Consider the following 20,344-nt stretch of genomic DNA (forward strand, 5'->3'; position numbering starts at 1 on the left):
GGCCGCAGCCGTCATCGTACTCGCTGTCATGGCATGCATCCCTCTGTTCAAGGGCGGGTTGCAGCGGCATGCTGAGCTGCTGGAGAACGCCGATGCAGTGGTGTCGGCGGAGCCGCGCTCGCTAGTCGAGTCGATTGAGGCCACCGGAAGATTGAGTGCTCGATCAACCGTGACAGTAGGATCGGAAGTATCCGGTGAGATCGCCCGTGTGCTTGTTGATTTCAATGACATTGTCAGTAAAGGGCAGGTAATCGCTGAAATCAATCCGTCTCGCTATCAGGCTGATGCGCACTCGGCCGAGGCGTCTGTGAATGCTGCGCATTCGCGCGTTGCCCGTGCTCGAATTGCAGCAGGGACACTCGCTCGTGAGCTGGATCGGACCCGGCAGCTTGAAGAACGAAAGCTGGTTTCGAGGTCTACCTTGGATCAGCTGGCTGATCGATACAACGAGGCGGGATCATCCATCCAAGAAGCGATTGCGGAAGAGCGGCGCCTGCGCGCAGCGAGAGAGCGAGCGCAGTACGAGCTTGATCAGACTGTGATCCGTTCCCCGGTCGATGGCGTTGTGTTGGAACGCTTGGTTGAGCGCGGTCAAACCGTAGCAGCTTCGTTCGAAACACCCGCCATGTTTCGGATCGCTGAAGACCTGTCGGAAATGATTATCGAGCTGTCCGTCGACGAAGCGGATATCGGCGCCATTCAGTCGGGTCGCGAAGTTGAGTTCGAAGTGAGTGCCTTTCCTGGCAGGCAGTTTCGCGGGACCATCATCCAACGGCGCGTGGCTCCGAAGATACAAGGTAATAACGCGACGTATCCAGTCATCGTCGCCGTAGGCAATGCGGACCGTGTACTGGTGCCGGGTATGCTGGCTGATGCCAGGATCATCATCAAACGGAGAATTGGTGTGTTGTCGTTGCCATCGGCTGCACTGGCCGAGCAATCGCCGGCACAGGTTGTTCCCGCTGCGGTCATCGTGAAGGCCGCACTGGAATCGTCGATCTCGCAATTGCGGCTGAGCAAGACGCAATCGCAGGTTTTTCGTGAGGTCGTCCGAGGCCTGAATTTGGCGCCTCAGCCTGGCGCGGGCGGCCCCGGTTCAGTGGATCCGGCGTTGTCTGCATTCTTCGGCCCAATGGCTTCCAAGGTGGTCGTCATTGACGAAGACACCGAGGATCCTGCTGTGGCAATGCGTAGGCAGCGGCACAGGGCGATCCTCAATGCATTCTCTGATCTCAAGCGCGAATTGGCCCCGAGCGCATCAGCCAGATTGGATGAGTTTCTTGCTGACGTGGTCAATGCGCGCCAGGCAGCCGTGTACGTGCGTGAGGGGAAGCGAATGGTGAAACGCACCGTTTTGACGGGGCTTGAAGATGGTGCGTTTGTGCAGATCGTCAGTGGGATTTCCAGCTCAGACCGCGTGGCGACTGCTGGTAATCCCCCCCAATGAGCGAGGCTCGAACTGCAATTGAACTACGGAGCGTAAGCAAAGCATACTCTTCAGGCGGACGCAGGTTCAGTGTGCTTCGCAAGGTTAGTCTGACCATCGCTGCGGGTGAGCACGTGGCGGTGATGGGTCCATCGGGATCTGGAAAGTCCACTCTTTTGTCCGTGCTCGGCTGCCTCGATTCTGTCGATGACGGGCAGTACATTTTCTTTGGGCGAGATGTCTCCCTGTTTGCTGCGTCGGATCTGGCGCGGCTGCGCAACAGGGAAATGGGGTTCGTGTTCCAGAATCTGAGTCTGTTATCTGAACTTACGGTACTGGACAACGTAATGCTGCCGTTCCAGTACGGCGATGTGTCTCAAGCGACCGCTCTGAGTGCATCGGCGGGCGCGCTTGAAAGCGTGGGAATGGGCGAGTTCGCGCAGCGCATGCCGCGTGAGTTGTCTGGCGGCCAGCAGCAAAGGGTGGCGATCGCACGTGCAATTGCCAATCGACCGCGTTTGGTGCTGGCGGACGAGCCTACAGGAGCTTTAGATCAAGCTTCGGCCCGGGATGTTCTAGATCTCTTTCAGGCCCTGCATCGAACGGGAATAACGCTCCTCACAGTTACGCACGATGTCGTTGTGGCGAGACGCGCGGATCGTCTTCTGGAATTCGCCGATGGGAATTTCCAGTGAATCGAGCGCAACGGATGCTCTCGGCCGCCATGCGGAGCCTCCTCGCTAGGCCATTGAGATCGTCATTGACCTCGCTTGGGATTGCTGCCGGAGTTGCAGCCATTGTGATGGTGGCATCGATAGCAGAGGGAACTCGCGTTCAGATCGCTAGTAGCATCGCGGAACTCGGCGCAAACCGGCTTGATGTGAACTCCGGAACCTTGCGCGGTGATCGCAATGCCTTGCTGCCGCTGGGAGGCCTGTACCAGCTTAGAGACCAAGATGTCCGCACGATTCAAGCCGTGCCCGGGGTAGTGGCCGCAAGTGGGTTCCTGCGCGGCACTACAGAAGCATCCAGCGGTGCGGTTACCGCGATCGCCAGTTGGATCGGAATCCACGAGCAGGGACTGGCGGTTTTGGGCTATGAAGTCGCTCAGGGAAGCGCCCTGACGCCACAGGAGCTGAGAGGTGCGCGTAGAGTGGCGTGCCTCGGGGCATCCACTGCAAGGAAGTTGTTTGGCGCGCGGTCTCCCATAAATGGCCGATTGAGAATGAACGGTACTTCGTTCGGTATCCGTTGCGTACTTCAGCAGCGCGGGCAGTCGGTGGCCGGGCAGGATCTGGACGATGTCGTCATCGTTCCAATGGAAACGGCGCGCAGGCAAATCATGGGCGAATTTCCCTTGCCCAACAAGGCCGTACAGCAGATCGGAGTGCGTGTCACCGATCCACAGCGGATCAGTGAGGTTTCTGCGCATGTCACGCGGCAGCTCGGTGCAGCGCGAAGCCAACGTGGCGTGGATGATTTCCATCTTTCCGATGTGGCAAGCTCGGTGCGCGTAAGCGCACGGACGGATCGATCTATGATGTTCCTGCTGCTCTCGGTGGCAGTCATCTGCCTGGCTGTGGGGGGGATCGGCGTGATGAACATCATGCTGGTGGCCATCACTGAACGCACTGGCGAGATCGGTCTGAGAATGGCCGTTGGGGCTTCACCGGTGGCCATCCGAAATCAGTTCCTGCTTGAATCAGCCTTGCTGTGCCTTGCCGGCGGAATCATCGGAGTATGTTTCGGCGTTGCTGGCGCGACTGCGATCGCGGTGCATCAGGGAACCGCCGTCGAGATCAATACTATGGTTGTGGCCGCCGGCTTCCTCGTGTCGGTCGCCGCAGGAGTTGGATTTGGTGTACTGCCGGCCACCCGGGCCGCTGCGATGTTGCCCGCCGAAGCGCTGCGCCGCCTGTAAGGCAGCACTCAGGGCCGCTCGTTGTTGGTATCCGGTGAATCAACGACAAGAACTCCGCCGTTGCTGCGCCGCTGTTCCTCATAGGTGCGGAACGCCTGGTGGATGTGCTTGCGCAGCTCGTCGTCATTCCATGGCTTGGTCAGGAACCGGTAGATCGCACCGCGGTTGATCGCATCGGTCACCGTGTTCAGATCGGTATAGCCGGACAGCACCAGACGGATCGTGTCCGGATACAGCATCTTCACCCGGCCCAGGAACTCGGTGCCGCTCATGTCGCTCATGCGCTGGTCGGACAGGATCACCTGCACATCATTGATGGCCAGCAGATCGAACGCATCGCGCACGTTGCCCGCTGCCAGGATGCGGTAACCATCGCGGCGGAACAGGCGCACCAGCGAGCGCAGCACGTTCTCCTCGTCGTCCAGCAGCAGCAGGGTGCGGTCCGGCCGGGTTTCGGCGAACGCTTCGGGGCGCAGGTAGCGGCGACGCAGGGTCATGCCTGCGGCGTCGGCCGACATCGGCTCGCCGAACAGGTAGCCCTGGAACACGTCACAGTCGTTGCGGCGCAGGAAGCCCAGCTGCGCCTGCGATTCAACGCCGTTGGCGATCACCGTCATGCCCAGCTGGTGGCCCATCGCGATGATCGCGCGGGCGATCGCCGCTTCACGATTGCCGGCCGGCGCGCTCTTGATGAAGCTGCGGTCGATCTTCAGCTTGTCCACCGGGTAGCGCACCAGGGCACTCAGGCTCGAATCACCGGTGCCGAAGTTGTCCAGGCTCAGGCTGATGCCTTCGTTGCGCAGGTTGGCCAGCGTTTCGTGGACGAAGTTGACGTTGTTGGTCAGCGCGCTTTCGTTGATCTCCAGCGTCAGCATCTGCGCCGGCACGCCCGAAGCCTGGATCACGCCCATCACTTCGGCAAAGAAGTTCGGTCGCAGCAGCTGCAGGGTGGATACATTCACCGCGATGGTGAAATCATCGAAGCCCTGGTCGCGCCATAGCCGGGCCTGCTTCAACGCACCTTCCAGCACCCATGTGCCGATCTGCACGATGATGCCCAGGCGCTCGGCGGTGCGCATGAACCGCTCCGGCACCAGCATGCCCAGGGTGGGCGACTGCCAGCGCAGCAACGCCTCCATGCCTACCACATGGCCATCGCGGGCACTGACCAGCGGTTGGTAACGCAGCTTCAGTTCGCCGTTGGGAATGGCATCGACGATCTGCCGCGCGATGATGCTCTCGCTGTGCGCGCTCGGCGGCGTGTCCACGGCATGGATGCGCACCGCATTGCCGCCTTCGCGGGCGGCCTGGTACAGCGCGTCCTCGGCATGGTCGAGCAGGCGCGAGGCGCTGCTGGCGTGCTCCGGACACAGGCTCACGCCCAGCTTGCCGGTCATGAACAGCGTATAGGGCAGAACCGAGAGTGGCAGCTCCATCTGCTGGCGGATCTCTTCGGCGAAATCCTCGGCCAGCGGCAGATCGGCGGTGCGCGGCACGGCGATCAGGAACTCATCGCTGCCATGCCGCCACAGCTTGCCGCGCCCGCGCAGGTAGGACTGCAGGCGCTGGGCGACCAGCACCAGGGCCTGGTCACCGACCTCCGCGCTCATGTTCTCGTTGACCGAGGCGAAGTGGTCGATGTCCACATGCATCAGCATCAGCGCGGTGCCTCCGGAAGCGGCTTCGGCAACCATCGCCTGCAGCTCGGGGTTGCCGGCGCCAAGGCGATCAGGTGCATCATCGATGCTGACCGGGGGCAGGTTGGGGTTCCACATGGGCTCAGTATTCCGCTGACTCGACGGCCGCCGTAACAGCGGCCTGGTAAGGAAGATGGACATCGACGAGGGTACCGGCGCCATGCGCCGACTCGATCCGCACATGGCCGCCCACGCTCTGCGCGCGCTCGCGCATCACGATCAGGCCCAGGCCGCGCGGGCCATCCGGGTCGAACCCTTCGCCATCGTCACGGATCATCAGGTGCAGCCCTCGCTGGTCGACGTCGCGCAGCTGCAGCACCACCTGGCTGGCGCGCGCGTGTCGCAGCACGTTGGTCAGGCTTTCCTGGGCGATGCGGAAGCAGGCCTGTTCGATGCTGTTGTCCGGGCGCGTGGGCAGTGATTCGATTTCAGCCTGCAGTTCGACGCTGGACGAGCGGAACAGCACGCGTGCCTGCCAGCTCAACGCCGCTTCCAGGCCCAGCGCATCCAGCTGCGGCGGCCGCAGCAGGGTGGAGATGTCGCGCAGCTTGGCGACGGTGGTATCGGCCAGGCTGACGATCTGCGCCAGGTCCTCGCCGCGGCGTTGCGCATCGTCCTCGTCCTGCGCCGCATAGGCCGAGAGCTTGATCGCGGTGATCGCCTGGCCGATGTCATCGTGCAGGTCGCGCGAGATCGCCCGGCGCTCGTCCTCCTGCAGCGAGAACAGACGACCGGCCATCGCCTGCAGCTCGCGGTTGCTGGTCTCCAGTGCGCTGCGGGTCTGCTCCGATTCGCTCAGGTCGCGCACGATCAGCAGCTTGCAGTCGCGCCCGCCATAGCGCACGTCACCCACCGCAAGACCTGCCTGGAAGCTGCGGCCATCGGCGCGCTGCATCGCCACCACGCTGCTGTGGCCCGGGCTGTGCTGGGGCTGCCCAGCGCGCATCTGCGCGCGCGTCCGGGCCAGATCGGCGCCTGCCACCAACGCCGACAGCGGTTCACCCAGCAACGTGTGGCTGCCGTAGCCGAACAGGCTGGCCGCCCAGGCGTTGGCATACAGCACGTGTTCGTCGGACAGAATCACCACGCCATCGGGCAACACCCGCACCAGCTCGCGGAACTGCTCCTCGCGTTCGCGCAGCAGGCGCCGTGACTGCTCACGTTCGGTCACGTCCTGCAGGGTGCCCAGGATCCGGTCACGGCCGGCCTCATCCACACCGCTGGCCGCACGCAGGTGCACCATCAGCGCGCGGCCATCCATTGCCAGTACCGGCAGCAGCACATCCACCTGCACCTGACCGCCCGAGCACAGCCCGGCCAGCACCTGGTCGGTCTGTGCGGAGGTGGCCGGGTCGGCCGCCACCAGCAACTCATCGAAACGGTGCCAGCGTCGCGCTTCGGGCGGGCGTCGGCCCAGCAGGCGATAGACCTGGTTGGAGTAACGGCCCTGGCCGGTGGACGGGTCCAGTTCCCATGCGCCGATCCGCGCCAGTTCGTGGGCCTCTTCCACGCGCGCCAATGCCTGGTCGCGCCGCAGCTGGGCCAGGTCTTCGGCCGTGCGGTCGATGGCGATCAGCAGGCGCGCAGTGTGCCCGTCGTAGTCGATCGCGTTCGAGCGCAGTTCCATCTGCCGCAGGCTGCCATCGCGCAACTGCAACTGCGCGCGCAGGATGCACAGCTGCTCGGGAGCCTCGCGGATCTCTTCCAGCTTGGTCTGCAACGCCTGGTCCTGGCCCGGTGGCCAGAGCACGTCGATGGTCTGCGTCAGAAGCGCGTCGCGGTCCCAGCCGAAGGTGCTGCAGGCGGCCGGATTGGCGTCGAGGATGGCCAGCGTGTCCAGGTCATAGACCAGGATCGGGCCGGGGTTGCCTTCGAACATCTGCCGCAGTCGCAGCTCGGAAGCCTGCAGGCGGGCGTGGGTGTGCAGCACGTGCTCGGCCAGCGGCCGCAGCAGCAGGTACAACAGGCCCGCGCTGGCCAGCGCGAAGAATGCGCCCTTCATGCTCTGCCACAGTGCCGCCTGCTGCGGGTCGGGCACCAGCGCCGTCACCGCGCCGTCGGTGGCGATCATCCAGGCCAGCGCCATCGCCAGATAGCTCAGCACCACGCGCCGTCGGTCGCGACCCAGCGCCTGCGCCATCCGCGGGTCGGGAACAGGGGCGGTGCCGGTCGGTTCTACGGGCATGGACAGGGCAGGGAGATGGGCAGGGAAGAGGGGTGCCGGTCATCTTACCGCGCGGGTGTGCCCTGGCCACTCAATTATCCGCCGCAGGCGCCGTTAACCACTGCGTGCCCCGCTGTCGGGCGTTTCATCCGGAGCAAGATCGCGTGGACCAAGGGATCATCGCCAGCCTGCTGCAGCATCCGCTCGCCTCGGCGCTGGTCATCGTCGACCGTAGCGGGCGCCCGCTCGCGGCCAATCCGGCCGCGCGCGAGCATGGCCTGCCGGCCACGGTGGCCGCCTACGCGCCGATGCTGGAAGACCTGCGCCTGTTGGCCGCGGACGGTGGAATCGTCGCCTGCACGCTGCCGGGCGGCCCACGTGGTCACTACGATGGCCACCTGCGCGCCGTGCATGACAACAGCGGCAACCTGCTCGCCTTCACCCTCAGCGTGCCCGAGCCGGTGCCGGTTGACGGCGGTGGTCGCTGGGAACTTGCACTGGACAGTGCCGGCCACAGCCTGTGGGACTGGGACATCCCCAGCGACCGGGTGGCCCGCACGCCTGCGCTGGGTGAGGAAACCGCCACCCAGATACTGGCGCGCGTGCACGCCGACGACATCACCCAGGTGCGCGCCGCGCTGGATGAACACCTGCACGGCGACAGTGAGCAGTACAGCGCCCAGTTCCGTTTCCGCCAGGCCGATGGCCAGTGGCGATGGGTGCTGGACCGCGGCCGGGTGGTGGCGCGTACCGCCGATGGCCAGCCCCTGCGCATGGTCGGTACCCATACCGACATCGAGCAGCAGAAGCAGCTGGAGGCCATGCTGCAGGAGCAACAGCTGCATCTGCGCGAGGCCCAGCGCATCGCCAGCATGGGCAGCTGGTCGTTCGATCCGCACAGCCGCCATTTCTGGTGGTCGCCGGAGCTGCGCTCGCTGCTGGCGCTGCAGCAGGGCAGCATCCCGGGGCAGCGACGTTGGCTCAAGCAGCTGCACCCCCGCTCACGCGGCGCACTGCGTGCCGCCTGGCGGCGCCTGTGGCGTGATGGCCGGGCTGCCAACATCGAACTGGAACTGACCCGCGGCAACGAACCGTCCCAGCATCTGCGGTTGTGGATGCAGCCGTTGCTGGACATGGACGGGCAGCCCAAGCGCTTGCTGGGGCAGGTGCAGAACATCACCGAACAGCACCAGACCGACGCCCTTATCCGCTGGCGCACCGAACTGCTCAACCGCGTATCCGCGCTGGGCCGCATTGGTGGCTGCGAGATCGAAGTTGCCACGCGCAACATGCAATGGACCGAGGAGTGCTATCGCATCCACGGCCTGCGCAAGGAGCCGATCACCCTGGACCAGGCTCTGGCACTGTATGCCGAGGATTCGCGTGCGGCGTTTGAAGCGGCGCTGGGACGGATTGCCGGTGGCGGCCTGCCCGAGCAGCTGGATCTGTGCTTCTACCGCCAATCCGGCCTGCGCGTCTGGGTACAGGTACTGATCGAACTGGATCGTCGCGATGGCCTGCCGCCGCGCTTCGTGGTCCTGTTCCGTGACATCACCCGCGAGCGCGAAGCCAACGAACGCATCGAGCTGCTGGCGCACTACGATCTGCTCACCGGATTGCCCAACCGGGTTCTGCTGGGTGAACAGACGTCGGAGGCCATCGAGGAAGCGCGCGATCGCGGCACGTCCCTGGCCATGCTGTTCATCGACCTGGACGGCTTCAAGAACATCAACGACAGTTTCGGCCATGCCACCGGCGATGCGCTGCTGAAGGCCGCCGCGACCCGGCTGCACCAGAACCTGCGCAACAACGACCTGTTCGGCCGCTTCAGTGGCGATGAGTTCATCGTGGTGCTGCGTGACCTGGCCGAGCCGGAAGATGCCGGCCATGTAGCGCGCAAGCTGATCAATTCGCTGGCCGAGCCGCTGCGTCGGGGCGATACCACCTTGAAGGTGGGCGCCAGCGTGGGCATCGCGATGCTAGGCGAGAGCCAGACCGACTTCGATTCGCTGCTGCGCGCAGCCGACGCGGCGATGTACGCGGCCAAGGAAGCCGGTCGCAACACCTACCAGTATTACAGCCAGGACGCGTTGGCGCGGATCCAGCGGCGGCTGGAGATCGAGCACGGCCTGCATGGCGCCATCGAGCGCGACGAGTTCAGCCTGGCCTATCAGCCGCTGCTGCATGCCCATCACGGGGAGCCGCCGGCGATCGAAGCGCTGCTGCGCTGGCATCGTCCGGGGATTGGCTACTGCAGCCCGGCCGAGTTCATTCCGATCGCCGAGAAATGCGGTGAGATCGTCCGCATCGGCGACTGGGTGCTGTCCGAAGCCTGTCGCCAGGCGGCAGCGTGGGATCGTGCTGGCCTGCATTTCGAGCGCATTGCGGTAAACGTGTCGGCGGTGCAGCTGCGTGATCGTGGTTTTGCCGAGCGCGTGATCGAAATCTGCCACGCGCACGGCTGGCCTCCGCAGCGGCTGGAGCTGGAACTGACCGAGTCTGCCTTGATCCGTGATACCGACATCCTGCGCCACTGCTTCGATGTACTTGAACGGCATGGCGTGCCGCTGGCGGTCGATGACTTCGGTACCGGCTTCTCCAACCTCAACTACCTCAACCGCTTCCCGGTCGGCCGCCTGAAGATCGATCGCAGTTTCGTGCAGGGCATGCTGCATGATTCCGGTACCGCCGAAGTCACCCAGGCCATCGTGCACCTGGGCCATGCGCTGGGCATGAAGGTGGTGGCCGAGGGCGTGGAAACGCACCAGGAAGAGGACATGCTGCGCCGCCAGGGCTGCGACGAGATCCAGGGCTACCTGTACTCGCGCCCGCTCAGCCCGCGCGACCTGGCGCAGTGGCTGCGCCAGCAGCACGCCGCACCCGGCCGCACCGATGCCGCAAGCGAAGTGGTGCTGGTGCGTTGATGCGCCGCGCCCCTGCCTTGGTGAGTGCCGACCGTTGGTCGGCACTGATGTCGGCACGCGCGATCATCCACGTATGGCGTGGATCTACTTTGGTGCGGCAACCAGCCTCTGCGGGAATTCGGACCGCAGCCGTGCGCGCACCGCTTCGACCACGTTGGCATAGCGTCGTCGCTGGATGTAAAAGCCCATATAGAACAGCAGCAGGGCCACCAGCATCGGCGACGCCGCCGGGCGGACCAGAATGATCGGTACCATCATCAGCGTCAGGCCCAGCGCGAACCAGCTACACAGCCCGACCACCCGCACCTCCCGGCGCCGCGCGTCGATCATCACCCGGCCGCGCATCAACGGAAAGTAGCGACCGCCGAAGCTGGGGGCGAAGCTCTCGCGAAAGGCGATGCTGCCGTCAGGCAGCGCATGGAACACAAGGCGCAACCAGGTGTCGGTGGGCAGGTCATGCTCCAGGCCGGCCAACGAAAGCTGGGCCAGCTCGGCCGGCGTAGCGGCGACGCGTTGGTTGAACAGGACGATGCCGGCGCGGAAGAAGAACGGTGCCCACATCACCAGCAGCAGCACTTCAACCAGCAGCAATGCAATGAGGGCGATAGCCATCGGTCTTCCATGAACGGGACCGGGGCATCATGCCATAGCGGTGCGTAGTATCCGGAGGCTGCCTGGTAGATCCACGCCATGCGTCGATGACGTCAAGAACGAGCCGCAGTCCTGGCGGGCCCGTCCAAAGAATCTAGCAGTTTCTTCGGGTCAATCCTCTTCCACCAGATCGCTGAGATCGAGAATTTGTGGGTCAACACTGTGTGCGACGATGCTGCGGATCATTCCGGGCTTGGGCCGAAGTGAATAGGCCCGCATCGTGTGGATGGGATTGAACTCCAGCCAGGGACAGGATGAGTGCCCCACGATCACCGGCATGTTGAAACTGATGTCCTTGGGATCATCCAGTGGGAGAGTCCATTTGCCACCGTGATGCTGGCACACGAGATCGCCAAGATATCGTGCAAACACAACTCTCAGAGCACCCTGTTCGTCCTCCGACATCGCTGCAGACATCAGTGCGTACAGGAACTCAAGGCGATCAAGGCTCTCCAGGCTGCCATCAAGGTCGATGCCGCGGGAGTGCCCTTGGTCGACCAACCACTCAATCTGGTCGTCCATGATCATCAGAAAGTCATCGAAGACCTCGCGGGCCTTTCCAAGGTCGAGTGCCATTTTGAATCCTGAGCAGCAAGGCGGAGCGGGGAGTCTGTCCCGCTTTCGCAGCTCAAGCCATGCAACAAATCTGAAAGCACTGTCGGCATAGAGCGCCGACCGATGCAGTAGATTTGAGACTGCAGTCGTTCAGGTGAAAGCCATCCACGCATGGCGTGGATCTACTTCAACGCACTGCCATCCAACCCAAGGTCCCACGCCAACCCCAGCAGGTCGTCGCCAGCCACATCCGGGGCAGGGCGCGCATCGGCCAGTTGCTGCAGCTCCTGTATCTCTTCGCGGGCCACATCTTCCAGTTGCTGCAGCTGCGCACGGACGCCCGCATTGCGCGGGCGTTCGTTCTCGTTGATCGGGGGCAGGGCGCGGATCAGGGTCATGGTGCGCTTGCAGGATGCATCCAAAGGCGGGTCACACGCAAAGGCCCCGGCAGAACCGGGGCCTCGCACGCTGCCGGAAGAGGCAGCAGACATCAGGATCAGAACAGCTCGACCGTACCGGCGCCCATGCTCTGCTGGGCAACCGGCTTGTGCGGCGGGCGCTCCCATTCGCTGCGCAGTTCGCGCAGGCGGCTGCCGGTGCGCTGCAGGGCGGTGGCGATCTCTTCGTCGAACACGCCGCCGTTGCGATGCAGCAGTTCCTGCAGGGCCACTGCTTCGCGGTTGATCGCGGTCAGGCGGTCCAGGTGGGTATGCACGCCGCCCAGCGCCTGGGTGGCGATGTCCTCGAACTGCAGGGCGCGCACGGCTTCGGCCACGCTGCCATCGATCGAACGCGCGCAGTCGGACACTTCGCGCATGCCGTCACCCAGCGACGCATTGATCTGCGCCACGTTGTCCAGCATCGCCGCTGCTTCCTGGCGCGCTTCACGGGAGCGGTCCATATCGCGCGAAGCCATGTGCGAAACCGTCTCGCGGACCTTGGCGATGGCATCCTTGGAGCTGTGTGCCAGCTTGCGGATCTGTTCGTTGAAGGTGGTCGAACGCTCGGACAGGTTGCGTACCTCGTCGGCGACCACGGCGAAACCACGACCGGCTTCACCGGCACGCGCAGCTTCGATGGCGGCGTTCAGGGCCAACAGGTTGGTCTGGTCGGCAATCGACTTGACGTCTTCCAGCAGCGCGAAGATGCCATCCAGGTGCTGCGCCATCTGGTCGATGTGCTGCACGGTGGTGCTGCTCTGGCCGCTCACCTGTTCCAGCGCTTCCACCAGTTGTTCCATGCGGTGGCTGGCGTGCTGGGCGAAGCGGGCAACGTCGAGGCCGGCGCCGCCTTCGTCACCGGCGCGGTCGACGATGCGCGACAGCGCCTGGCTCTGCTGGCGCGACTTGCGGTTCATCGCATCGAAGCTGCCGCCGAGGCTGGAGACGGCCTGGCGGATCAGATCACGGGCGCGTTCCACTTCGCCGCGCGAACCGTCGATCTCGTTGCCGACGAAGTTGCGCAGCTCGGTCAGCAGCTGGTCCTGCTCACGCAGGACACGGGCATGTTCCGGGGAACGGTGTGCCTGGGCGCGGGCGGTCCACCACGCAAAGCCAAGCCAGCTCAGCGTCATCGTGGTCAGGATCGCCCAACGCAGGGCGACCGGCCATTCGAAACCGATGGCGAAGGGGAGCAGCAGGGTCAGAGCCAGGGGGGCGGCCAGACGGATGAAAATGCGTGAGTACATGGACGTTCTCGGGAGGTGCACGGAGGATGTATCGGCCGTACCCCCCTTCTCTTTAACGTCGATGTGCTTTCTGAATGCGCCGGATTTCCGACGCTCCGCCGGGCCATGCCCGGCGGGCGCGGGCCCTCAGGCCAGCTGCCGGTCCACGGCCTCGACCATCGCCTTGCGGCTGAGCAGGAAGTCCCAGTAGCTGCCACCCAGCTGCCGCCACAGCACCGCGGCGCGCACGGCGGCCAGCAGCAGTGCGCGGATCTCGGCCACCACGCCGGCCTGGCCCAGGTAGTGCGGGTTGCCCTGTACCATCACCCGCGGCTTGAGGTGGCTGATGGTGTCCGCGTACAGGCCGCCCAGGGCGGCCAATACATCGGGATGGCCGCTGTCACCCAGCTCGGCGGCCTGCTGCTGGGCGCGCTCGATACCGGAGGCGACCTTGTTCACGGTGGCCCCGTCCTGCACGAACCGGCGCTCCAGCTGCAGCACCGACAGGGCCAGCTTGGGCAGGATCGGGTCCTGGCCCTGGTTGCGGAAATGATTGTGCAGCAGGCGCAGGCCGGACTTCAGCGCGTGCCGATCGCCAAACACCGCCTGCGGCGAGGACGCATCGATGCGGAACACGCTGTCCACGGCGGTGCGCACGGCAGCGGCGTCGGAATGGCCGGTATCGGCGATACGGCGTACCTGCTGCAGGGCCTGGGCAATGCCGGCCAAAGCCAGAACGCGGTCGTCGACAGTGAAACTCATGCAGCGAGTACCTCAAAAGGGGAAGGGGTGGTGCGCAGGCGCTGTTCCAGCGGCGCGTCGGTGGCGGCGATCACCGCGCCACCCAGGCAGACTTCACCGTCATACAGCACCAGGGATTGCCCGGGGGTGACTGCACGCTGCGGCCGGGCGAAGGAGACCTGCACGCTGCCGTCGTCCAGCACGTCCACCGTGCACGGCTCATCCGGCTGCCGGTAGCGGGTCTGCGCGGTGCATTCAAAACGCCGTGCCGGCGGCGCACCGGCAATCCAGTGCGCGGTCTCCGAGCGCAGCCGGCTGGACAGCATCCACGGGCTGTCACGGTCCTGGTCCACGTACAGCACATTGCTGGCGACGTCCTTGCCGACCACATACCAGGGGGCGGCAGGGCGGCCGCGCACGCCGCCGATGTTCAGGCCTTCGCGCTGGCCCAGGGTGAAATAGAAGACGCCAGGGTGTTCAGCGATCACGCTGCCATCGCTGGGGTCGAGGATCTGCCCGGTCTTGGCCGGCAGGTAGCGACCGAGGAACTCGCGGAAATCGCGCTCGCCGATGAAGCAGATGCCGGTGGAGTCCTTCTTGGCGTGGGTCGGCAGGCTCACGTCGCGGGCAATCCGGCGCAGGTCGCTCTTTTCCAGATCGCCAATCGGGAACAGCGTGGCCGCCAGCTGTTCCTGCCCCAGCTGGTGCAGGAAGTAGCTCTGGTCCTTGGTACGGTCGGCGCCGCGCAGCAGCAGCCACTGATGGCCGCGCTGGGCAATGCGCGCGTAGTGGCCGGTGGCGATGCGCTCGGCGCCCAGCTCGCGGGCCGCATCGAGGAAGTGCTTGAACTTCACTTCGCGGTTGCACAGCACGTCCGGGTTGGGCGTGCGGCCGGCGGCGTACTCGGCAAGGAAGTGCTCGAACACCCCCTGCCAGTACTCGTTGGAGAAATCGCGGAAATGGAACGGGATGCCCAGCAGCCCGCAGACAGCCACCGCATCGCGGCGGTCGTCCTCGGCGCGGCAGTCGCCGCTGCCATCGTCGGCCCAGTTCTGCATGAACAGACCGGCCACGGCCTCGCCCTGCTGTACCAGGCGCCAGGCGGCGACGGAAGAGTCCACGCCGCCAGACACGCCAACCATCACCCGTGGGCTGCTCATGCGACCTCCCGGACCAGTGCAAGCGGGTAGCGCTGGCCGGCCAGGTAGTCGGCCAGCACCTGCCAGACCAGCGGGCTGCGCTGGCGTCCGGCGGCGGCCTGCAGTTCGGCCGGGGTCATCCACAGCGCCCGATCGATGCCAGCATCCAGCGGCTGCGCCGGGTCGTGCGAGACCGGGCGCGCGGCATAACAGAAGCGCAGGAACGGGGTGCCATCAGCGGCGGTCCACTGGTAGCAGCCGATGAAGGCGGTCAGTTCCACCGTCCAGCCGGTCTCCTCGACGGTCTCGCGCAGGGCAGCCTCGGCCAGGCTTTCGCCCGGCTCCAGGTGCCCGGCCGGCTGGTTCAGCACCTGCCGGCCCTCGATGGTCTCTTCGACCAGCAGCACCCGGCCGCCGTCGACCACCACGGTGGCGACGGTTGCATGCGGTGCCCAGCGCGGGTCCGGCGAGGTGTTCAACTCAGAGGTCGTCCTTCTTGGTCAGCTCCAGCTCCATCGCATCGGCGGTGCGGATGGCCGCATCGATGGCGTCGCTGAGCTGGTCGGAAGTGGCGTCGGCATCGATCTTCACCACGAACATCGCGGTCGACTCCTGCTTCACCCAGCCGCCCATCTTGGCATCCTGCGAGTCTTCCAGCAGGCGGTTGGCCACGGCCACCGGGAACTGCTTGGTCGGCGAGGTGTAACCCGGCGACCAGACCTCACGGATGTTGTGGGTACCGAAGTCTTCCACCGACGAGCGCACATAGACGATCTGGGTGCGATCGCCTTCGACGTCGAACACCATCTGGTAATCGCCGTCTTCATCCACCTCGTAGGTGTAGCCCAGCTTTTCCAGATGACGGGCAACGGCCTTGTCGGCCTTCGCGCTGTCAGTGGTGGTCGCAGCGCCAGCGGTGCCAGTGGCAGCCAGGGCGATCAGCAGGGCGGAGAGAAGGGTCCTTTTCATGAAGATCCTGTGAAACCAAGAGTGTGGGAAGGTGCAATTGTGACGGCGGGCGTCCGTGCCGTCCATTCCGCGCAAGGCCGACGCAGGACCGTCTCACCCCTTATAATGGACCGATGCCTCGCGAGTCCGCCCCCGATTCCCACCACGAGCACGGCGTTGCCGTGGAGCCCGCGCGCCCGGAAGTGGCGCCGCCGCCGTTCTATCAGGTCATGCTGCTCAATGACGACTACTCCCCGATGGATTTCGTCGTGGACGTCCTGCAGCAGTTCTTCAACATGGACCTGGACAAGGCCACCCAGGTGATGCTGCACGTCCACACCCGTGGCCGTGGCGTCTGCGGTGTGTTCACCCGCGAAGTGGCCGAAACCAAGGTTGCCCAGGTCAACGAGTACGCGCGGATGAACCAGCACCCGCTGCTGTGCACGATGGAAAAGGCCTGACCCTTACGCGGTGTGCCCACCAAGGTGGGCACCTGCCAAGCCCGATTCACGCCTCCGCCAGCGCCTGCAGGGCCATCCCGGCCACCGCCTCATCGATGTCGGCCGGGTCGCCGTCATCCCGGAACCACACCGCTGACAGCCCGGCACTGGCCGCGATCCAGCGCAGCAGCCGCGTGCGCTCGATATCAGCCAGCCCGCAGACCTGTTCCAGCCGGGCATGGAAGCGCTCTGGCCGGGTGGCCACATGGATGTCCGGCCCGCACAGGTCCGGGTTGCTGAACATCGTGGTGTAGTCGAACGCGCGGTCGCCCAGCAGCCGTTTCGGGTCGATCACCAGCCAGCCCCGCGCGCCGAAATCCAGCACGTTGTCGTGGTGCAGGTCGCCATGCAGTGGCCGTATCTCCTGCTCGTCCTCCAGCAGTGCCATCGCCAGCGATCTGCACTGTTCCAGCAATGGCGGCAGCGATGCCCTTGCCTGCAGCAGATCCGCGAACCATCTACGCAGGCAGACCAGATCTTCTGGCGGTGCGCTCCGTGGCCGGTGCAGCCGCTGCAGGACCTGGCACAGGATCATGGTGCAGGCGTCGTCCTCGCCCTTGACCGAACGTTGCCGCAGCGAGTCGCCGTGTGCCCGTTCGATCAGGATCGCCGGTCCCTCGTGGGCCAGCAGGCGTGCGGCACCGTCGCCGTTCCACCAGCGCAGCAGGCGATGGCCGTTCTGTTCCTCTGTCTCCGTGCTCACCTTCAACATGGCCGCCTCGCCAGAGGCGGTCAGCACCGGCCAGAGCCGGGCATGGGGGGTACGGATCGAAGGACCATCACGTCGCAATCGCCAGCGGCTCAGGTAGGGTTCGCTCATGGTGAGTGTGCTGTCCTGGAGTGAACGATGATCAAGCGGTTCGCACTGCTAACGCCATCTGAACGTCGCAATCCGCTAGGGTGATGGAAATCGCGTAGTCAGGCCGCATATTGTCCCCAACTGCCGCCGGAGTAATCCATGTTCAGCAAAGACCTCGAACACACCATCGGCCAGTGCTACAAGCGCGCCCGTGAGGCCCGACATGAGTTCATGACGGTCGAACACCTGCTGTTGGCACTGCTCGACAACCCGTCCGCCCAGGCCGTACTGAAGGCCTGCGGTGCGGACGCCGACCGCCTGCGCCAGGAGCTGGAGCAGGCCATCGAGGCCTCCGTGTCCCGCCTGGCCGAAGATGATGGCCGCGATACCCAGCCGACCCTGGGCTTCCAGCGCGTGCTGCAGCGGGCCGTGTACCACGTGCAGTCCTCCGGCAAGAAGGAGGTCACCGGCGCCAACGTGCTGGTCGCCATCTTCGGCGAAAAGGACTCCCACGCCGTCTATTACCTCAACCAGCAGGACGTCACCCGGCTGGATGTGGTCAATTACCTGTCCCACGGCATCGCCAAGCTGGGCGAGGAGGGCGAGCAGCCGTCCTCGTCCGAGGGCGAGGGCCGCATGGAAGGGGGCGAGGGCGAGCCCAAGGGCGATGCCCTGACCGAGTTCGCCAGCAACCTCAACGAGCAGGCCCGTGCCGGTCGCATCGACCCGCTGGTCGGCCGTGCCGACGAGATCGAACGCACCATCCAGGTCCTGTGCCGCCGCCGCAAGAACAACCCGCTGTACGTGGGCGAGGCCGGCGTCGGCAAGACCGCGATTGCCGAAGGCCTGGCCCGACGCATCGTGGAGGGCTCGGTGCCGGACGTGTTGGCCGATGCAGTCATCTATTCGCTCGACCTGGGCGCGCTGGTGGCCGGCACCAAATACCGTGGCGACTTCGAGAAGCGCCTGAAGGGTGTGCTGAGCGCGTTGAAGAAGGTGCCCAATGCGGTGCTGTTCATCGACGAGATCCACACCATCATCGGCGCCGGTTCGGCCTCGGGTGGCACCATGGATGCCTCCAACCTGATCAAGCCGGCACTGGCATCGGGCGAGCTGCGCTGCATCGGCTCGACCACCTTCCAGGAATACCGCGGCATCTTCGAGAAGGACCGGGCACTGGCGCGTCGCTTCCAGAAGATCGACATCGTCGAGCCGACCGTGGGCGAGACCTACGAGATCCTGCAGGGCCTGAAGTCCAAGTACGAAGCCCACCACGGCGTCACCTACGCCGATGAAGCGCTGCAGGCTGCGGTCGACCTGTCGGTCAAGCACATCGCCGACCGTCTGCTGCCGGACAAGGCCATCGACGTGATCGATGAGGCCGGTGCCCGCCAGCGCCTGTTGCCGGAAGGCCAGCGCAAGGAACTGATCGACGTCGAAGAGGTCGAGGCCATCGTCGCCAAGATGGCGCGCATCCCGGCCAAGCAGGTCAGCGCCACCGACAAGGATGTGCTGCAGCACCTGGAGCGCAACCTGAAGATGGTGATCTTCGGCCAGGATCCGGCCATCGGCACCCTGGCCTCGGCCATCAAGCTGGCGCGCTCGGGCCTGGGCAATCCGGAAAAGCCGATCGGCAATTTCCTGTTCGCCGGTCCCACCGGTGTCGGCAAGACCGAGGTGACCAAGCAGCTGGCGCTGCAGCTGGGCATTGAGCTGGTCCGATTCGACATGTCCGAGTACATGGAGCCGCATTCGATCAGCCGCCTGATCGGTGCCCCTCCGGGCTACGTCGGCTTCGACCAGGGCGGCCTGCTGACCGAGAAGGTCGTCAAGACGCCGCACTGCGTGCTGCTGCTGGATGAAATCGAGAAGGCGCACCCGGACATCTTCAACATCCTGTTGCAGGTGATGGACCGCGGCGTGCTGACCGACACCAATGGTCGCGAAGCCAACTTCAAGAACGTGGTGCTGGTGATGACCACCAATGCCGGCGCGGCGCAGGCCTCGCGGCGCTCGATCGGTTTCACCAAGCAGGACCACGCCACCGATGCGATGGAGACCATCCGTCGTTCGTTCTCCCCGGAGTTCCGCAACCGCCTCGATGCGGTGGTGCAGTTCCAGCCGCTGGGCTTCGAGCACATCCTGCGCGTGGTGGACAAGTTCCTGATCGAGCTGGAGATGCTGCTGCAGGAGAAGCACGTCAGCCTGTCGGCCACCCCGACCGCGCGCGATTGGCTGGCCCACCACGGCTTCGACCCGCTGATGGGTGCTCGCCCGATGGCGCGGGTGCTGCAGGACAAGGTCAAGCGCCCGCTGGCCGACGAGCTGTTGTTCGGCAAGCTGGTCAACGGCGGCAAGGTCAGCATCGACGTGCGCAACGACGAGCTGGTGGTCGAGTCGCAGGCCGAGCCTGAGCGGCTGTTGCCGGCCACGGTGGAGTAAGGCTGTGCCGGGCATTGCCCGGCCGCAGACGCAACGACAGGGCGGCTCAGGCCGCCCTTGTCGTGTCAGCTCCCAGCCCTCAGCGGCTGCGCTGGCGGGCGATGCGCTTGAAGGTGTCGGCTTCGAGGGGCTCGACCCGCTCGATCGTGCAGCTGGCGCGATCAGTTTTCAGCACGCTGCGCGAGCCGCCGCACAACTGGTTGCTCTGGCCGTCGGTTTCAATGGCCAGCCGCCGCGAGGTCACGGCGCTGTTGCAGGAGGCGGTAAAGACGACGCGATAGTGTTGGTCACCATTGCGCAGCAGCACATCGCGATCGGCGCCGGCGCGCACGATCTGCTGGTCCTCACTCAAGGCAATGCAGCTGTCGCCGGTGGTTGCCGGCGCTGTGTCTGCGGCCTGGGCAGCGGGAGCGGCCAGGGCGGCAGTGATGAGTGCGAGGGCAGCGAAGCCAGCGGACAGGGATGACGTGTTCATGGCGGGGGCAGGGGGTGGCGATCCGGACTGGATCGGATGCCACGATGACGCCGCCAGTCCGAATGCGAATCTGCCGCAAGGATGGCTGACCGATGTCACGGTGCATTCGGTCAGGGTGCCGTCCGGCAGGGCCGGATTTCAGGCATGACAAAAGGCCAGCGTCCAGGGCTGGCCTTGTCGGGGTGGCGCAACGCGCCAGCCGCTTACTTCATTCGGTAGGTGATACGACCCTTGGTCAGGTCGTACGGGGTCATTTCAACCTTGACCCGGTCACCGGTGAGGATGCGGATGTAGTT

At 65.1% G+C, this 20,344-nt stretch carries 18 protein-coding genes and 1 pseudogene; 6 read left to right on the forward strand and 13 right to left on the reverse strand.

Translation table 11 applies throughout. The annotated features are described in order from the left end of the window. The 3 genes from DBR20_RS18650 to DBR20_RS18660 form a co-directional block, all read left to right on the forward strand. A partial coding sequence (locus DBR20_RS18650; protein ID WP_108267568.1) for an efflux RND transporter periplasmic adaptor subunit occupies positions 1 to 1,447 on the forward strand: 1,447 nt, incomplete at its 5' end. Between the two features lie 71 nt (positions 1,448 to 1,518). Beyond that, the gene (locus tag DBR20_RS18655) at positions 1,519 to 2,121 is read left to right on the forward strand and encodes an ABC transporter ATP-binding protein (RefSeq protein WP_229979738.1); all 603 of its coding nucleotides are present in this window, start codon (positions 1,519 to 1,521) and stop codon (positions 2,119 to 2,121) included. A gap of 65 nt (positions 2,122 to 2,186) precedes the next feature. After that, positions 2,187 to 3,347 (forward strand): ABC transporter permease, encoded by a 1,161-nt coding sequence (locus DBR20_RS18660; RefSeq protein ID WP_181393130.1) that lies wholly within the window; start codon positions 2,187 to 2,189, stop codon positions 3,345 to 3,347. A gap of 8 nt (positions 3,348 to 3,355) precedes the next feature. Here DBR20_RS18660 and DBR20_RS18665 read toward each other — a convergent pair whose 3' ends face one another. Both DBR20_RS18665 and DBR20_RS18670 read right to left on the reverse strand, forming a co-directional pair. After that, the gene (locus tag DBR20_RS18665) at positions 3,356 to 5,122 is read right to left on the reverse strand and encodes an EAL domain-containing protein (protein WP_108267574.1); all 1,767 of its coding nucleotides are present in this window, start codon (positions 5,120 to 5,122) and stop codon (positions 3,356 to 3,358) included. Between the two features lie 4 nt (positions 5,123 to 5,126). Continuing rightward, positions 5,127 to 7,229, reverse strand: a complete 2,103-nt coding sequence (locus DBR20_RS18670; RefSeq protein WP_108267576.1) for a PAS domain-containing sensor histidine kinase — start codon at positions 7,227 to 7,229, stop codon at positions 5,127 to 5,129. A gap of 143 nt (positions 7,230 to 7,372) precedes the next feature. On the opposite strand from DBR20_RS18670, the gene DBR20_RS18675 reads away from it, so the two are divergent. Then, on the forward strand, positions 7,373 to 10,132 hold the full coding sequence (locus tag DBR20_RS18675; protein WP_108267578.1) for an EAL domain-containing protein: 2,760 nt from the start codon (positions 7,373 to 7,375) through the stop codon (positions 10,130 to 10,132). An 84-nt stretch (positions 10,133 to 10,216) separates the two neighbouring features. Here the strand turns inward: DBR20_RS18675 and DBR20_RS18680 are convergent, their stop codons facing one another. The 8 genes from DBR20_RS18680 to DBR20_RS18715 all read right to left on the reverse strand — a co-directional run bounded on the left by DBR20_RS18680 (position 10,217) and on the right by DBR20_RS18715 (position 15,853). After that, on the reverse strand, positions 10,217 to 10,744 hold the full coding sequence (locus DBR20_RS18680; protein WP_108267581.1) for a hypothetical protein: 528 nt from the start codon (positions 10,742 to 10,744) through the stop codon (positions 10,217 to 10,219). 150 nt (positions 10,745 to 10,894) lie between these two features. Continuing rightward, complete coding sequence (locus tag DBR20_RS18685; protein ID WP_108267583.1) at positions 10,895 to 11,359, reverse strand: hypothetical protein; 465 nt, start codon at positions 11,357 to 11,359, stop codon at positions 10,895 to 10,897. 161 nt (positions 11,360 to 11,520) lie between these two features. Further along, on the reverse strand, positions 11,521 to 11,736 hold the full coding sequence (locus DBR20_RS18690) for a hypothetical protein (protein WP_108267585.1): 216 nt from the start codon (positions 11,734 to 11,736) through the stop codon (positions 11,521 to 11,523). A 98-nt stretch (positions 11,737 to 11,834) separates the two neighbouring features. Then, positions 11,835 to 13,025, reverse strand: coding sequence for a methyl-accepting chemotaxis protein (locus DBR20_RS18695; protein WP_108267587.1), 1,191 nt, complete (start codon positions 13,023 to 13,025; stop codon positions 11,835 to 11,837). Between the two features lie 126 nt (positions 13,026 to 13,151). Beyond that, the gene (gene hflD / locus DBR20_RS18700; protein WP_089241076.1) at positions 13,152 to 13,766 is read right to left on the reverse strand and encodes a high frequency lysogenization protein HflD; all 615 of its coding nucleotides are present in this window, start codon (positions 13,764 to 13,766) and stop codon (positions 13,152 to 13,154) included. Further along, positions 13,763 to 14,905 carry a tRNA 2-thiouridine(34) synthase MnmA gene (mnmA, locus tag DBR20_RS18705; RefSeq protein WP_108267589.1) on the reverse strand — a complete coding sequence of 381 codons (1,143 nt, stop codon included), beginning with the start codon at positions 14,903 to 14,905 and terminating at the stop codon, positions 13,763 to 13,765. Before mnmA ends, hflD begins: the two co-directional genes overlap by 4 nt. Further along, positions 14,902 to 15,363 carry an NUDIX hydrolase gene (locus tag DBR20_RS18710; protein ID WP_108267592.1) on the reverse strand — a complete coding sequence of 154 codons (462 nt, stop codon included), beginning with the start codon at positions 15,361 to 15,363 and terminating at the stop codon, positions 14,902 to 14,904. The genes mnmA and DBR20_RS18710 overlap by 4 nt, the downstream gene beginning before the upstream one ends. Before the next feature lies 1 nt (position 15,364). Continuing rightward, the gene (locus tag DBR20_RS18715; protein WP_108267594.1) at positions 15,365 to 15,853 is read right to left on the reverse strand and encodes a hypothetical protein; all 489 of its coding nucleotides are present in this window, start codon (positions 15,851 to 15,853) and stop codon (positions 15,365 to 15,367) included. 113 nt (positions 15,854 to 15,966) lie between these two features. Between DBR20_RS18715 and clpS the strand changes: the two genes are divergently transcribed. Then, complete coding sequence (gene clpS / locus DBR20_RS18720; protein ID WP_025879127.1) at positions 15,967 to 16,293, forward strand: ATP-dependent Clp protease adapter ClpS; 327 nt, start codon at positions 15,967 to 15,969, stop codon at positions 16,291 to 16,293. Between the two features lie 46 nt (positions 16,294 to 16,339). Here clpS and DBR20_RS18725 read toward each other — a convergent pair whose 3' ends face one another. After that, entirely contained in the window at positions 16,340 to 17,152 is an 813-nt protein-coding gene (locus DBR20_RS18725; protein ID WP_108267596.1) for an APH(6) family putative aminoglycoside O-phosphotransferase, read from the reverse strand. Between the two features lie 138 nt (positions 17,153 to 17,290). Between DBR20_RS18725 and clpA the strand changes: the two genes are divergently transcribed. Next, positions 17,291 to 19,573: an ATP-dependent Clp protease ATP-binding subunit ClpA gene (gene clpA / locus DBR20_RS18730; RefSeq protein WP_108267598.1), complete on the forward strand. Its 2,283-nt coding sequence runs from the start codon at positions 17,291 to 17,293 to the stop codon at positions 19,571 to 19,573. A 79-nt stretch (positions 19,574 to 19,652) separates the two neighbouring features. Here the strand turns inward: clpA and DBR20_RS18735 are convergent, their stop codons facing one another. Next, entirely contained in the window at positions 19,653 to 20,048 is a 396-nt protein-coding gene (locus DBR20_RS18735) for a hypothetical protein (protein ID WP_108267600.1), read from the reverse strand. Between the two features lie 203 nt (positions 20,049 to 20,251). Beyond that, a pseudogene (locus DBR20_RS18740) lies at positions 20,252 to 20,344 on the reverse strand (translation initiation factor IF-1); the annotation flags it as partial.

This window comes from Stenotrophomonas sp. HMWF023 (genome assembly GCF_003060985.1).
Lineage (GTDB): Bacteria > Pseudomonadota > Gammaproteobacteria > Xanthomonadales > Xanthomonadaceae > Stenotrophomonas > Stenotrophomonas lactitubi.

Excerpts from the sequence above, each read along its gene's own strand:
- DBR20_RS18665 (WP_108267574.1), bottom strand. The coding sequence starts at position 5,122 with ATGTGGAACCCCAACCTGCCCCCGGTCAGCATCGATGATGCACCTGAT.
- DBR20_RS18670 (WP_108267576.1), bottom strand. The coding sequence starts at position 7,229 with ATGCCCGTAGAACCGACCGGCACCGCCCCTGTTCCCGACCCGCGGATG.
- DBR20_RS18680 (WP_108267581.1), bottom strand. The coding sequence starts at position 10,744 with ATGGCTATCGCCCTCATTGCATTGCTGCTGGTTGAAGTGCTGCTGCTG.
- DBR20_RS18685 (WP_108267583.1), bottom strand. The coding sequence starts at position 11,359 with ATGGCACTCGACCTTGGAAAGGCCCGCGAGGTCTTCGATGACTTTCTG.
- DBR20_RS18690 (WP_108267585.1), bottom strand. The coding sequence starts at position 11,736 with ATGACCCTGATCCGCGCCCTGCCCCCGATCAACGAGAACGAACGCCCG.
- DBR20_RS18695 (WP_108267587.1), bottom strand. The coding sequence starts at position 13,025 with ATGTACTCACGCATTTTCATCCGTCTGGCCGCCCCCCTGGCTCTGACC.
- hflD (WP_089241076.1), bottom strand. The coding sequence starts at position 13,766 with ATGAGTTTCACTGTCGACGACCGCGTTCTGGCTTTGGCCGGCATTGCC.
- mnmA (WP_108267589.1), bottom strand. The coding sequence starts at position 14,905 with ATGAGCAGCCCACGGGTGATGGTTGGCGTGTCTGGCGGCGTGGACTCT.
- DBR20_RS18715 (WP_108267594.1), bottom strand. The coding sequence starts at position 15,853 with ATGAAAAGGACCCTTCTCTCCGCCCTGCTGATCGCCCTGGCTGCCACT.
- clpS (WP_025879127.1), top strand. The coding sequence starts at position 15,967 with ATGCCTCGCGAGTCCGCCCCCGATTCCCACCACGAGCACGGCGTTGCC.
- DBR20_RS18725 (WP_108267596.1), bottom strand. The coding sequence starts at position 17,152 with ATGAGCGAACCCTACCTGAGCCGCTGGCGATTGCGACGTGATGGTCCT.
- clpA (WP_108267598.1), top strand. The coding sequence starts at position 17,291 with ATGTTCAGCAAAGACCTCGAACACACCATCGGCCAGTGCTACAAGCGC.
- DBR20_RS18735 (WP_108267600.1), bottom strand. The coding sequence starts at position 20,048 with ATGAACACGTCATCCCTGTCCGCTGGCTTCGCTGCCCTCGCACTCATC.